The sequence below is a fragment of the Pseudomonas sp. NPDC088885 genome, assembly GCF_044750025.1.
In the GTDB taxonomy this organism is placed as follows: Bacteria; Pseudomonadota; Gammaproteobacteria; order Pseudomonadales; family Pseudomonadaceae; genus Aquipseudomonas; species Aquipseudomonas rustica.
Genome location: NZ_JBIVJB010000005.1, coordinates 73,802 through 87,231, shown reverse-complemented (window position 1 = coordinate 87,231; position 13,430 = coordinate 73,802). Strand labels below are relative to the sequence as shown.

General features: G+C 48.3%; 14 protein-coding genes. 7 read left to right on the top strand and 7 right to left on the bottom strand.

Going from position 1 to position 13,430, the window contains the following annotated elements; all coding sequences use genetic code 11:
- Positions 1–743: 743 nt before the first annotated feature.
- Positions 744–932, top strand: a complete 189-nt coding sequence (locus ACIP1X_RS05620; protein WP_400750141.1) for an antitoxin Xre/MbcA/ParS toxin-binding domain-containing protein — start codon at positions 744–746, stop codon at positions 930–932.
- 875 nt (positions 933–1,807) lie between these two features.
- On the opposite strand, the gene ACIP1X_RS05615 is transcribed toward ACIP1X_RS05620, so the two are convergent.
- From ACIP1X_RS05615 to dbpB (ACIP1X_RS05595), 5 genes are all read right to left on the bottom strand, one after another.
- The gene (locus ACIP1X_RS05615) at positions 1,808–2,086 is read right to left on the bottom strand and encodes a hypothetical protein (protein WP_400750139.1); all 279 of its coding nucleotides are present in this window, start codon (positions 2,084–2,086) and stop codon (positions 1,808–1,810) included.
- Between the two features lie 445 nt (positions 2,087–2,531).
- Positions 2,532–2,999, bottom strand: a complete 468-nt coding sequence (locus ACIP1X_RS05610; protein ID WP_400750136.1) for a hypothetical protein — start codon at positions 2,997–2,999, stop codon at positions 2,532–2,534.
- A gap of 130 nt (positions 3,000–3,129) precedes the next feature.
- Positions 3,130–3,492 (bottom strand): 6-carboxytetrahydropterin synthase QueD, encoded by a 363-nt coding sequence (queD, locus tag ACIP1X_RS05605; protein ID WP_218394887.1) that lies wholly within the window; start codon positions 3,490–3,492, stop codon positions 3,130–3,132.
- Positions 3,493–3,532: 40 nt separating this feature from the next.
- A complete protein-coding gene (locus ACIP1X_RS05600; RefSeq protein ID WP_400750134.1) occupies positions 3,533–3,970 on the bottom strand; it encodes a hypothetical protein in 438 nt (145 codons plus the stop codon).
- A gap of 32 nt (positions 3,971–4,002) precedes the next feature.
- Positions 4,003–5,058, bottom strand: coding sequence for a DGQHR domain-containing protein DpdB (gene dbpB, locus ACIP1X_RS05595; RefSeq protein ID WP_095974524.1), 1,056 nt, complete (start codon positions 5,056–5,058; stop codon positions 4,003–4,005).
- A 181-nt stretch (positions 5,059–5,239) separates the two neighbouring features.
- Between dbpB (ACIP1X_RS05595) and ACIP1X_RS05590 the strand changes: the two genes are divergently transcribed.
- The 6 genes from ACIP1X_RS05590 to queE all read left to right on the top strand — a co-directional run bounded on the left by ACIP1X_RS05590 (position 5,240) and on the right by queE (position 11,069).
- Entirely contained in the window at positions 5,240–6,175 is a 936-nt protein-coding gene (locus ACIP1X_RS05590) for a hypothetical protein (RefSeq protein WP_400750131.1), read from the top strand.
- Positions 6,172–7,293, top strand: a complete 1,122-nt coding sequence (gene dbpB, locus ACIP1X_RS05585; protein ID WP_400750129.1) for a DGQHR domain-containing protein DpdB — start codon at positions 6,172–6,174, stop codon at positions 7,291–7,293. Before ACIP1X_RS05590 ends, dbpB (ACIP1X_RS05585) begins: the two co-directional genes overlap by 4 nt.
- Positions 7,290–8,588 carry a tRNA-guanine transglycosylase DpdA gene (gene dpdA / locus ACIP1X_RS05580; RefSeq protein ID WP_400750126.1) on the top strand — a complete coding sequence of 433 codons (1,299 nt, stop codon included), beginning with the start codon at positions 7,290–7,292 and terminating at the stop codon, positions 8,586–8,588. The genes dbpB (ACIP1X_RS05585) and dpdA overlap by 4 nt, the downstream gene beginning before the upstream one ends.
- A 17-nt stretch (positions 8,589–8,605) precedes the next feature.
- Positions 8,606–9,640, top strand: a complete 1,035-nt coding sequence (gene dbpB, locus ACIP1X_RS05575; protein ID WP_400750123.1) for a DGQHR domain-containing protein DpdB — start codon at positions 8,606–8,608, stop codon at positions 9,638–9,640.
- A 28-nt stretch (positions 9,641–9,668) separates the two neighbouring features.
- Positions 9,669–10,370, top strand: a complete 702-nt coding sequence (gene queC / locus ACIP1X_RS05570; RefSeq protein WP_400750120.1) for a 7-cyano-7-deazaguanine synthase QueC — start codon at positions 9,669–9,671, stop codon at positions 10,368–10,370.
- A 63-nt stretch (positions 10,371–10,433) separates the two neighbouring features.
- Positions 10,434–11,069, top strand: coding sequence for a 7-carboxy-7-deazaguanine synthase (queE, locus tag ACIP1X_RS05565; protein WP_400750117.1), 636 nt, complete (start codon positions 10,434–10,436; stop codon positions 11,067–11,069).
- Between the two features lie 246 nt (positions 11,070–11,315).
- Here the strand turns inward: queE and ACIP1X_RS05560 are convergent, their stop codons facing one another.
- On the bottom strand, positions 11,316–12,494 hold the full coding sequence (locus ACIP1X_RS05560; RefSeq protein WP_400750115.1) for a DGQHR domain-containing protein: 1,179 nt from the start codon (positions 12,492–12,494) through the stop codon (positions 11,316–11,318).
- Positions 12,487–13,413, bottom strand: coding sequence for an HNH endonuclease (locus ACIP1X_RS05555; RefSeq protein WP_400750112.1), 927 nt, complete (start codon positions 13,411–13,413; stop codon positions 12,487–12,489). The genes ACIP1X_RS05560 and ACIP1X_RS05555 overlap by 8 nt, the downstream gene beginning before the upstream one ends.
- Positions 13,414–13,430: the final 17 nt, after the last annotated feature.

Genomic DNA, 13,430 nt, shown 5'->3' with positions numbered 1-13,430 from the left:
CGGTGCCAACTACCTGCAAAATGGTTTGTCACCAAAACAGCCAGAAGTCGGGTGAATTTGCGGTCTGTTTGGCACTGCGGTTTGGGCCCAAAAACGTCGAATTTGGAGGTATAGGTCAGGCTCTCGGACGCGATGGTTTGATTCCAACTCAGACCCTGGGCCTTGTGATCAAAGGGTCTTCAGGAGGCCCACAGCCCGTCAACAATCAATTCGAATAGATGCGCCCTCCCCGCGCTCTGTTCCGTTTCCCTAGCGCACAATCGGAAGTCCGGCTTTCGCTGCTTCCGTTTGTCTTCAAAGGCACGGCCCGCGTGACGTACAGACTGTTTCGCGGATGTTGGATGGTGACCTTTAAGAACGAAGAATCGGAACTGAGCTTCCAGGGTTTAGCGTCGCGGAGCGGGTGAGGGAAAACGCCCTAATTGCCCGGAAACAAGGCGTTAGGCAAGACCATCTGACATGCGAAAAAGCTGAGAAAGGAAGAGAAATATCAAACAGTATTGGTGCCAAAGGCAGCGCGAAAAAGGGCCAAAAACGGCGTGAACTCACAATAAAACGAGGCAGCTCGCAAAAAGGTGGCAGCTATCAGATTGCGAGAGTGATGCTCAAAGTAACGCTGACTTAAGCTCGCCCACTCGGTCTAAGGAAACGAATGCGAAGTGAAATAGCCGATATTGGCTCTACCTCCTCGTCACTCTACGCCGTGTGGGACAGCGAAAATTCACCTGACTCTTGGAGAAAAAATGCACGACAATGTTCTTACTCCAGATGTGCTCAAGGCGGCGATTTCGCTCTTTGAGGGAAATGAAGCCAATGCACTGAATTGGCTAAACCAGCCAGCCATAGCTTTGGGCGGGATGAAGCCGGTGGATGCTGATCCAAGTGATGTGATAAAGCTCATAGGGCAAATAGAGATGGGCATCTACTCATAATGGGGATGCATACGCTTGGCTAATTGAGATAGCTCCACAGCATTCAAAGCGCCATCGAGACATATGGCGTACCGAGCTAGCCGAATGCTTACTCAAAGCATGCACGCTGCCCATCAGGCCTATTTAGATTCGAAGTCAGGTCAGAAATTTGCCCCTGATTTAAACGGTTTGCTCCGATCGCCACATACCAGCACAGACCGCTACCAGGTAAGAAATTTCACCTCGCCACCACGTGCGCAAGCCCATATGCCGCCCAACTGGCGGCTCTAGCTTCGAAGTCAGGTCAGAAATTTGTCACCGATTTTAACGGTGTGCTCCGATCGCCACATACCAGCACAGACCGCTACCAGGTAAGAAATTTCACCTCGCCACCACGTGCGCAGGCCCATATGCCGCCCAACTGGCGGCTCTAGCTTCGAAGTCAGGTCAGAAATTTGTCCCTGGTTTAACGGTTGCTCCGATCGCCGGATACCAGCACAGACCGCTACCAGGTAAGAAATTTCACCCCGCCACTACGCGCGCAGGCCCATACGCCGCCCAGCTGGCGGCTCCAGCTTCGAAGTCAGGTCAGAAATTTATCCCCGATTTAAACGGTTTACTCCGATCTCACTTACCAGCACAGATCGCTACCTGTGTTGCCGCTGACCCAAAACTGACCCTTTTAGCGATGAAGATCGCGAGGCTTAGAATGAGCACTCAGCTGACGAGTGCATCCGCATTGCTACCGAATTCGGCAAAAGCAGACGCTTTGAGTTCAGTGGGAAGGATTGAGCTGTGATGTGTGAGTGAGATCGCCGGCCAGCTATAGCTGAAGGGGACCAGCGGGTTCAAGCCAATAAGCCTGGACCATTTCTGCCCTAGGCAGGTTGAATGCCTCAGGCAGCGACACTATTGATTTCTATACGTGAGGTACAGACGACGCTCTGCTCAATCAACATGCCATTATCGCACAGCAGTTGCTTCATTTTCTCGACCGAAATCCTTACCTCCTTTCGAGTCACAGCGATCCTCGCAGTAGCCCTACCATTGTCTTCCTTCAGCACAAAAATCCAGAATGACGAACGCATTTTCCCCTCGGCGTAGATCCGGCCAGTGATCCGCTTGCGGTCAACGAATGCACCACCGCCCTTATCATTCGTTTCGAAGGAACCCACTACTAACTTTGAACCGGCATTCTTAGCAATGAACTCTTCAGCCGCTTTGTATGCTCCATGCTTTATCTTTCAGATTCCACACGACTCAACTCTCCACAACCAATAATTAATTACAACACACTGAACACTATATTTACGCGCACAGCTCAATATTAGTCATATTTTTCAAACATATTAAGTTAAACTTGGCGGGTATTTAGAACGCGGAATATATCGAACAAAACCATTAAACCAACCGATTCAAACAAAGCATTAAAATTTATTAGCCAACTCCCCAACAAAACTGCATTGAGCGCAAAAACGATTTTTGCTAATTAGCCATGAGCGTTCAGAGGCAGGTGGCTCAAAGATCTATTAATGGTCCTCTCGACTCACGTGCGGCGACCTGGGACAATCATGGAAATTCAGTTCCTCCGGCACCTCTCTCGTTTAGGTAACAATGACATCACTCCATCACAGTATCTAACTGTATCGACACGACCAACGCTCGACGATAATGTAGAGGTGATGCATGAAAATCAACGACCACCACTCGAGGAGCAACTGACATCAATGTTTTTATCCGCTCCACAGGAACTGAAACGTAGACCGAGAGCAATCGGCCATTTGCGCTCATCGAGCCAATACTCGGAGTAACAGTCTCATTAGAGATCAAGGTAATACCTTCCACCAATTGAATCTCTATCTCCGGATACTTAAATTCCTCTGGATAAACCACAGTACCTTTGAAAGTGAGGACAGCGAATTCTTGGATAGCGTCCTCCCCAGACGATACTTCGCGTCGGGTAGCCATTCGAAATGTCCACGAGAAGTCCCAAGAAGTAATCTTCGCCTGGTACCATTTAAGAGAATATGGTGAGCGAGTTTGACCACGCCTAGCAATTTCAACTCGACCGTTGTTAGGCTTGACCATATCCACCTCCCTACAGGGCGGAGTGCCGAGCTAGACAAGAAAACCAACTCCCAAACTCAATAATTAAAGCCTAGACCTATCCGGTGAATTACACACTGTGCATAGCTCTACTTTCTTTACACGAGAGTGGTCATACCTCCGGCCCTCTATAAATACATCCACTTGTACATGTCTCGTGAATACGTACTGCGGATAGCTCTGGAAGCAATGGTTTTAGCTCCTGCCAAACCCAAACGGCTAAAACCTCGCTCGTCGGATTTTCCAGTCCGGGAATTTCATTAAGATAATTGTGATCTAAGCGTTCATACAGAGGCGCGAAAATCTCCTTTATCTCGGAAAAATCCCTGACCCAACCCGACGTTCTATCGACAGGGCCATCAATATAAATTGCAATACGAAAGGAGTGACCGTGCAGGCGCCCACATTTGTGCCCATCTGGAACATTGGGCAGTCGATGAGCGGCCTCAAAAACGAACTCTTTAAAAATCTCCACTGTTCCTCCGGCATCTCACGCGACAAACCAAACAGCTAGACTAAACTTTCCAAGACTCAAGGTCGACGCATAACGTTTCAAACAAAAACTCTACAACTTTGGCTCGCCCCTCACCCAGCGCTGATGCAATGGTGATCACGGAAACCAAAATGGAGTTAACAGTGTGCAAATCGGTTACATCACTCAAACAATTCAATATTTCTTCGAATTTCCCCAACATAGCAGCTTGGGAAAAATTTAATGCCTGCACCACATGGGTAGATGGCGTCAGGTAAAGAATATTCGCACGCGTCCGTAAACCGTAGGCTTCAGTCAGCATGCCATACCCTTCCGAAGGGAAAGCTTCGTCCTGCCCTGAAAGCCTTCTCAATGCTTCCTGAAAAGCCATGGATAGATGAAGAATGACTTCAGAGAACTCTTTTACACTGGCGTCACTGGCCAGGGCTGGAGACAGATCCGAGGAAACCAAAGTAGTCATAATGCCTCCTAAATATTAGTAATGAGCACCAGTTAGCTAGGTACGAGTTCCGAACTTCGAACTACCCTGGTCAAATGATCAGTCAAAAGATGAATATCACCATGTAAATTCTGAACTCCATTCCATGGCCGGTTGCCTGTTTTAAAGGACCACTCTCCCGAATCGAGCGTCCAAGCTGTATATCCTTGTAGCTTTCTAAGGCCTAACTTGAATACTGGGGCCAGTGGCGCTCCTGTAGCACACAACTGCTCCATGACGAACCCCATGGAAATAATCCCCGCGCTATGGACGAGACGAGAGCTTTTAGGCGTGTGCCCATGCCAAGCATTTCCAAACACCTCCTGGACCGCCTGGAAAAACTCACTGATGGCCAAGAAACACCGATCCTCACCTCCCGACAACTCAATCACCTCCCGACAGTAACCGTCAGATAGCGAATTCATTACCAGTTTCTGGAGCGACGTATCACCGATGACCCCTGAGGGGTTGGTATGCTGCTTAATCTGTCCTTGCAAAGAAGATCGATCGTCATAATTCAGCATTTCCACGATGCGGGCTGCGCGGGCGCGGGAAGTCATTCTGAATGGAAGGCCGCTGACAGACGGGAGCAGTTCATATACCAGCGACTTCGGTAATGGACTGGTGTTGTTGACGAGAATAAATTGCCGGCGAAGCTCTTCCTGATTTTCACACACAAGAGCAGACACCAGTAGCTGGAACGAACTCCCCTCGAGCCCAGCTAACGCAGATAGGCGCTGCTGACCATCCACAACGAACCCAGGAGGGCCGGATGATATATCCACCTCAATTTCTGCATAGGCTCCATTTCCTTCCACCACCCGGACTCCACTGGTAAACGCTAACACCACCGCATTGGGCATTACCGCATCGGGACGGGAGAGGTAGTCGCGGATCTCTCGTATGTGCTTGGACACCTGTGGCCGCTGAAAGCCATGAAGGGCGCCACGATCATCACGCTTGACTCGGTCGATGCTAGCGATCGCCAAAATCTGCTCAACGGTAGCCGCAAACGATACCACTTGGTGGGTTGGGCTCTGTAACGCCTTGATTGCGCTGAACTTAAGCAATGAATCTCTTCCTTCATCGAACGGCCCCCCAGAAAGAGGGGTAGCAGCAGTATTGAGGCTCTTATACCAACCCTTCCACATAAAAACTAGCCTAAGCGCATTGGCCCATACAGTTATTAAATGGTAAATTGTCAGCCTCAGATAAATGCAACACCCGTCAAAACAGGCCTACAGTTTTCCCATGAGAACCGTCATCATCACCAACTGCACCAATCGAAAACGTCTCGACGGCCTGCCGCCGGTGGTGCTGAACGACGAGTGTTATTCATCGATTGCAGCCATGGCAAAGGCGTGGAAGGGGCAAATAGACGAACGTCCCACCACTCTGATGGCATCTTCACTTTACGTGGGCAGAAGCGTTTCTGACGCGAGGCGCGTAGCAACGAAGTTGGACGCGAAGCTAATGTTTGCGTCGACCGGCTTAGGGTTGATTGAAGGCGATCAGAGATGTCCACCGTACAACCTGACGGTGGCTCAGGATCCGAATTCTATCATCCCACGTCTCGAAAAATTGGGTGCGCGCGCATCAGATTGGTGGGAAGCCGTGAATGTCACCCAATCAAAGGGAAGCGCCCTAGCGGACCTCGTCAGCCAACCCGACATCGACTTGGTGCTCATTGCCCTCTCTTCAAACTATGTCCAGTTGATAGGCGAAGACCTTGGAAAAATCAGGGACACGCAGATCGACAAGCTCAGAATATTCACTTCGCGCCCTGGCATCGAGATGCTTCCCAGCCATTTACGACGCATCGCGATGCCCTATGACGAACGCCTTGAAACCTCAACACTACCAGGCACTCGCAACGATTTCCCTCAGAGAGCCCTGCGTCATTTCATTGAGATTCTTGAACTGTCGAGTGCTCCTGCTGAGATCGCTCGAAAGAGCGTCAGCGCGGCGATGGATCTTTTATCCATAACAAAAGCGACCATCCGGCGGCGCGCATCGGACAGTGAAATTGCCTACATGCTTGAGTGTGTGTGGGCTGACTACCAAGGCAGTTCCACCCGATTGTTACGCTACTTAAGGGACGACGCCCTGGTGTCGTGCGAGCAATCGCGCTTTCGGAGGATCTGGCAGGACATCAAAGGTCAAGACAGCATAGAGAGCAAAGCATGACGAGCGAAGATGCGATCGTGGTGCGTGCACTACGCACCACGCAAGGCGATAACCTTGATGTGTATGCATTATTCATCAGGGGATCTGACCTGGTCCGAATTGCCGACATCAGCCGCCTGTCGCGGGAAGACAGCAGTCCCCTCAAGGGTTTTCAGCGCCCCGAGATTAAGAGTCATGTCAAAGGGATCACTGAGTACCTCAATCAGGGAAATGTACTTTTTCCCAATGCAATTATCTTAGCGCTGTCTCCTGACCTGCGTTTTGTTGCAGCACGCGGAAGCAAGCCGACAGGCGACGCGGGGCTTTCGCAAGCGGGTACGCTGACGATCCCTATCAGGGAGGAAGGGATGAGGTCTGCCTGGATCGTGGACGGGCAACAGCGCTCATTGGCGTTGGCGAAAGCGGCTAATTCGGATCTTCCTGTACCCGTGATCGGCTTTGTGTCCGACAGTCTGACCACCCAGCGCGAGCAATTTATTTTGGTCAACAAGGCCAAACCCTTGCCCACTCGACTGATCAACGAACTACTGCCGGAGACAGGCAGCATCCTTTTGCCCCGCGAACTGAGTGCTCGCAAAGCGCCAGCTGAGTTATGCGGGCTTCTTAGCCGTGACCCCAACTCCCCTTTCCACAAACTCATAAAGCGGTCGTCCGAGCAAAATAGCAAAGCAGTAATCACTGACACCGCTGTAATAACGATGATCCGCAACAGCATCGGTAATCCATTGGGGGCGTTGGCTCCCTACACCTCCAGCATCGACGGAGCGGCGAACGTTGAGTCCATGTACAACCTACTGACGACCTTCTGGCGGGCAGTGCGTGATACGTTTCCAGAGGCGTGGGCACTTGAATCCAAGAGCAGTCGACTCATGCACTCAGCGGGGATCATCGCCATGGGAGTGCTTATGGATCGGATCTACGCCAAAATCGGTGGTCAGCGCGAAACCTACGAAGCCGTGCTACGAGAACTGGCCAGAGTCGCCCCTTACTGCGCATGGACAACAGGTCAGTGGCCGATGATTAATGTCCAGTGGAATGAAATCCAAAGCACCCCTCAAGATATCAAGGCGCTGCAAGAAACCTTGATCCGCCTCTATATGACCAGCGCTCACCAATGAAATTTTTATACGCCGACACCCAAGACTACGTAGACCCGGACTACGATTTCATCAACGATCGAAATGCGCCGGGCCGGAAGAGATACTGGGATGACCAGTATGCGCACGAAATGATGACCCCCGTCCCTTATGATGGGCTCTTGGTCTCGATGAGCGCAGTGCGACCTGCAAATGGCGTCGCTAATTCAAAGGTTCGGTACTCGACTTCCGAGCAGCAGCGCTTCCTCAGAGAAGGCGCGCGCAAATTTCTACGACTCGATGGCATTCAGTTCAAAGATACGATGGTCCTAGGTGACTGCGGGGCTTTCGCCTATGTAGAGCACCCTACCCCTGCGTATAGCCCAAGCGAAGTAGTAGAGTTTTACTCAGATGCGGGATTCACCCACGGTTGCTCGCCGGACCACATCATATTCAACTGCGACTCCAGCAATCCTCCAGCGCTGAGCCAGTCAGAAGACGTGCTGTTTCGGTACGAAATCACGCTTAAAAATGCGCAAGAGTTTCTGCGTTTAGTGAAGGAGGCGGAATGGCCTTTCGAACCTCTTGGTGCGGTACAGGGTTGGTCTCCCCAAAGCATGGCGAACGCTGCAAAACAACTCGAAGACATGGGTTATCGCTACTTGGCGATCGGAGGTCTAGTACCTTTGAAAGTCGATCAAATCCATGAGGTTCTGAAAGAGCTTCGAGCGGTGCTTAAGCCCGAGACAAATATTCATCTGCTGGGTTTCGCTAAAGCTGAGAACATCCATGAATTCACTGGATATGGCATTACCAGTTTTGACTCAACCTCCCCCCTTATACGCGCATTTAAAGATGCGAAGTGTAATTATTACATGGGCAACAATACAACCAAACTGGATTACTACACGGCTATCCGCATTCCGCAGGCGATTGAAAATCCACGCCTGATGCAAGGAATTAAAAAAGGCACTCTGAGCGCAGAAGAGTTACAAATCAAAGAAAAAGCGGCGCTGCTAGCGATCCGCGACTACGATAAAAATCTTCTCGACTTTGATTCTACCTTAGCCGTACTAGTAGACTATCTCCGACTGACTCTATCCGGCACGATATTGTCACCAATAGAAATGGAAAAAGAAATCGCCAAGCATGTCCGACTAATCTCACCCACGCTGAGAGATAAACCGTGGCAAAAATGCCAATGTTCGATTTGTCAGGCAGCGGGCATTGAAACTATTATCTTTCGAGCCAGCAATCGAAACAAAAGGCGCGGATTTCATAACTTAGGCGTGTACCACCGCCACCTTCAGAAAACTCTGGAACTTTCGAAACAATGATCTATCGATTTAAGGGTGTGCGCGCCCAACAGGCCTCCGGGCATGATGTATTTTCGTTTGCGGCCACTCCAAATGAAATTTTGGAGTTTTCTGAAATTGAGAGAGTCGGCCGCGATGAAGAAGGTCACCTCAAAGGCTTTCAGCGCCATCAAGTCGCGTCGCACATCAGAGATATTCGTGACTATCTTCAGCGTGACGATGCATTGCTTCCTAACGCAATTATCTTGGCATTCCTGGATGGGGTAACGATTAAAGACCTCGGCGAGGGTATTGTAGAAATCGTTATTGATACTGCCGAATCCAAGCCAGGCTTCGTGGTCGATGGACAACAACGACTCAGCGCCCTTGCGACGATGGAAAAACCTGGATTCCAGGTATTTGTATCTGCATTGATTTGTAAAGACTACAACGAACTGCGACAGCAGTTTGTGCTCGTCAACAATACGAGGCCGCTGCCAAAATCGCTCATCTATGAACTTTTACCGACTGTTGACGGCCTGCCAGAACGGTTCACGAGCCGTAAATTTGCTGCTCGCATTATTGATTTATTGAATTTTCTGCCTAACTCCTCTCTATTTGGCGAGATCAAACAACACACGAATCCTAAAGGAGTACTAAGCGACATGGCGATGCAGAAGTTCGTGATGAACTCTGCGAATGATGGCGCGATTCGTAGCTTCATGAAGTTTGATGACTTTGAGGGGCGCAGCATCGAACTTATCAATAACTTCTTCCATGCGGTGCGTGTAGTTTTCAAATCGGAATGGGAAGGACAAGCGCCCAGGAATTCACGTTTGAAGCACGGCGCGGGCCTGGTTTCTTTGAGCTTCGTTATGGAGTTGCTTTACTCCGATCAAGGCACAACCAGCAAGGAAGGCTTTATCAAAGGTCTAAAACTTTTGAAACCTCATACGGCATGGACAAGTGGCGATTGGCACATTTCTGAAACCGACCGACGCCCCTGGAATGGTATCCAGAACACGCCCACTGATATCGGATTGCTCACCAAGTATCTGACCGAAAAACTAAAGCAAGAATTGAAACGGCGCTAAATCTGAACCCAGTTCCAAGGAGAGAAGTATGCACACTAAAGCCTTAGTTTTATTCTCAGGCGGACAAGACTCAACCACCTGTCTGGCTTGGGCGCTGGAACGTTACGAGCACGTCGAGACCATTGGCTTTGATTATGGCCAGAGGCATCGAATCGAACTCGAATGTCGGCTGAATATTTTGCGGGAGGTACGTAATAGATTTCCGAACTGGGCCCAGCGACTCGGTGAGGACCACGTGCTTGACCTCAAATTACTCGGCCAGATCAGCGATACGGCGATGACCGCTGAGAAAACCATAGAGTTTGAAAAGAATGGACTTCCCAATACATTTGTACCCGGGAGGAATCTACTGTTTTTGACGTTCGCAGCCACGATTGCCTACCGACGGGACCTCACAGTGCTGGTCGGGGGAATGTGCGAAACCGACTACTCAGGCTACCCAGACTGCCGGGACAACACCCTCAAAGCCACCCAGGTGGCCTTGAGCCTCGGGATGGACGCTCCGGTGATCATTGAAACGCCCTTGATGTGGCTCAACAAAGCGCAGACCTGGCGTTTGGCGGAAGATCTAGGTAATCGAGATTTTGTCAGCCTGATCCAAGAAGAGTCCCACACCTGCTACCTCGGGACCCGACAGCAGAAACATGAATGGGGCTACGGGTGTGGAACGTGCCCAGCTTGCGAACTGCGCAAAACTGGATATGAGCAGTACGCTCAACAACGAGATTGATGATGGTTCAGCGGTGGCGGATCAGTGCACTCGCCACCTATTTGAATCAGATGAGTAAACCTAATGACTTACAGCATCAAAGAAATGTTTTACACCCTTCAAGGGGAAGGCAACCAAGCGGGTCGACCCGCGGTATTCTGCCGATTTTCAGGATGTAACCTCTGGTCGGGCCGGGAACAGGACAGAGCAAACGCGGTCTGCACATTCTGTGACACCGACTTTGTGGGAACAGATGGTGAAGGAGGGGATAAATTCAAAAACGCTGAAGCCCTCGCCCACGCCATTGATTCATTCTGGCCTATCTCCCATCAAAATCAAAAGTACGTAGTATTGACTGGAGGAGAACCTTTGCTTCAGGTCGATGCCCCATTGATACTCGCTCTACATAAACTAAATTTCACCATTGCCGTAGAGACCAACGGCACAATTACACCGCCTTCTGGAATCGACTGGATTTGTGTGAGCCCAAAATCAACTGCCAACCTAAAAATCACTAAAGGTGACGAATTAAAACTCGTATACCCTCAACTGGACTCGCTGCCTAACCAGTACGAACACTTAGACTTCAAACACTTCTACCTACAACCGATGGACAACACAAATACAGAAGACAACATACAAGGGGCCATGAATTACTGCAAAAATAATCCCAAATGGCGCCTAGGTTTACAGCAACATAAAATACTAAGAATACCTTAAACCACCAACAACCAACAACCAACAAATTTTCAACGTCAACTAAAGCCACTTATTTAAGCAACCACACACCAAGAAGTAACCCCGTAGCACCCAACCAGAAGATCAAAATATCGCCTTAACCCAAATCCAGATTAACACCACCAGAATACGAGAAATATGCGCAGACCAAGAAATATTAATGACATTAAATCGTGATACTTCTTAATGTACTGCGCACTAAAAAACCTAAACGAATAGAATATTATTCTACTCATCAGAATTTAGATAAAGAGGATTTCCTTTACGCCAATCAAAATCGGAGCCACGGTTATTTATAACCTGCCTTTTTAGTTCACGTATGCCGCGACTAATAATGTCCCTGCCCGCGGATGTATCCAAACTTTTCATCCTCCACTCCTCCTGCCAAAATTCCACAGGAATAGAATCAATCAGTTTTCTTGCAGCCACTCCCGCCTGATGAGCGTCTCGGGACATAATATTCCCATCAGAAAATACCGGATCAAACTCTTTAACCAAAAACTCAACAACCATTTCTGTAATTCGCTGCATCACCGGCTTTTTTGTCAAATTATTAAACGTCTCTATATTCGAATAATTCACACCGTAATATAAAAATATTTCTCTCCAGATGGCAGTAATTACTGTTATTGCATTAGCATCATCCGATTTCGCCTCTAAAAACCCACCCTTAATAGCCTTTAACCCATTCTCAATTGCCGACGGCGAAATAATAAGCTTTTTATCCTCATGCCTGTTATTTACCCAATCGACCACTTTATAAAATGGGCTTTCAGGATCCTCATTCATGACATCAACAAGAGTGGCAAATTTCGGGGCAGTAATTGAAGCCTGGGTTAGTCTAATACGCAAACCCTCCTCAACATCCGCAAAGTTAGTGATCAACGCTTTTAAATTATCCGTAGGAACCTTATGAGACTTATTATTAATTGTTATAAACTGAAACGCTCTTTCAAACTGGGATAGCGACGGAAACAAACAAACCGGCACCCAAATATCCTGATCAGCCTCGGCCATACCTTTCAAGCGGTGCTGTCCATCAATAATAAAAGAAAATGGTTGAACGGCATTAGAGAACTCTATATCAACCATGCCATCAACCGCGTCCCCCATAAAATAAGACGCATCAACGCCAGATACCTCTCCTTTTGACGCGCAGCGCTGCAAACCTTCATCAAAGGCAATGGTTACGCTTGTAGGAATGACATTCCGATCGGACGCTCTAAAAAACTTACCAACTTGCTTCCATCTAGATTCAATCAACGCCCGTTGAACATTACCTCGATCAAGACGAATATCATCTGCTTGCGCCCATTGAACTACATCTTTCGCTCTTGCAACAAAAACGACAAAATCGATCTCCGACCTATCATGCTGACGAACTAAAAAACCTTTGTAGTTATGCACTAAGAATCACTCCATTCCTTGAAAATCTGTTATTACACACCAGACATATTAGCATCATATTAAAAAAATGATAAGGCTGTGACTCTTCGCGCTTTATAAGAACCAAGCTCTCATCATCTAAATCATGAAAGTTTATCTCACAAAGAGAGCATTTTCCTTGTTGACACCACACCAACGAAAATCGTTGCTCTCTGGATATTGCCGAACTGATGTTTCTACTATCCATTGTATGTGTCATTACCTGCTCGACCGGCATATCTGAAAAAGTCAAGAAGTGCTTTTTAAACTGATTACACTCATTACAACTAGCTGCCAAATTTGACCTATCTCTGCTTCCGCCCCGTGCTCGATTCCATACATGCTCAATCTCGAACGTTCTTTTTTGTCGGATTATTTCTATATAGTTGTCTCCAGGAGAACCATACGGCCTACTTTTGTAATGCAAATCCTTTCCACAAAGATAGCAACGATGGCCTTTTATTGCTGCGAATTTACGAATGGATCTATTTTGCCCCTTTGATGGCATTGCCTCATCTCTGATCACCCGCTTCGCAATACGCTCCAAATACCATATTATTCTATGCTTTATTTCTTCATCGATATCTAAAAGAACATCAATAGACTCACTTAAAGCCTCAGCAATGACTTTCTCACTCCAAGATTTTTTGTGCGCAATATTAAAAACATACACAGCGCCAATAACCAATCTTGAAAATATGTAATTAACAAACCTCTCATGCAATACATCTTTTAGAGCTTTTTCACGTAACGAACCCAAGTCTACCGAAAATGGGACCTTTACCTTTACGAACCCCCAAAGATCTCCTGCCCAATCCTCACATCTAAATTCTTCAGCCTCGACAATAGGATATGTTTTTTTCAAATTGATTCGCCCTACCATCTCACTTAGCTCAGGCATCCTTTCACCTCTTATTA

Bases quoted from the DNA above. Each gene is read 5' to 3' on its own strand.
- dbpB (WP_400750129.1), top strand. From the start codon at position 6,172: ATGACGAGCGAAGATGCGATCGTGGTGCGTGCACTACGCACCACGCAA.
- ACIP1X_RS05600 (WP_400750134.1), bottom strand. From the start codon at position 3,970: ATGACTACTTTGGTTTCCTCGGATCTGTCTCCAGCCCTGGCCAGTGAC.
- ACIP1X_RS05555 (WP_400750112.1), bottom strand. From the start codon at position 13,413: ATGCCTGAGCTAAGTGAGATGGTAGGGCGAATCAATTTGAAAAAAACA.
- dpdA (WP_400750126.1), top strand. From the start codon at position 7,290: ATGAAATTTTTATACGCCGACACCCAAGACTACGTAGACCCGGACTAC.
- queE (WP_400750117.1), top strand. From the start codon at position 10,434: ATGACTTACAGCATCAAAGAAATGTTTTACACCCTTCAAGGGGAAGGC.
- ACIP1X_RS05590 (WP_400750131.1), top strand. From the start codon at position 5,240: ATGAGAACCGTCATCATCACCAACTGCACCAATCGAAAACGTCTCGAC.
- ACIP1X_RS05620 (WP_400750141.1), top strand. From the start codon at position 744: ATGCACGACAATGTTCTTACTCCAGATGTGCTCAAGGCGGCGATTTCG.
- queC (WP_400750120.1), top strand. From the start codon at position 9,669: ATGCACACTAAAGCCTTAGTTTTATTCTCAGGCGGACAAGACTCAACC.
- ACIP1X_RS05610 (WP_400750136.1), bottom strand. From the start codon at position 2,999: ATGGTCAAGCCTAACAACGGTCGAGTTGAAATTGCTAGGCGTGGTCAA.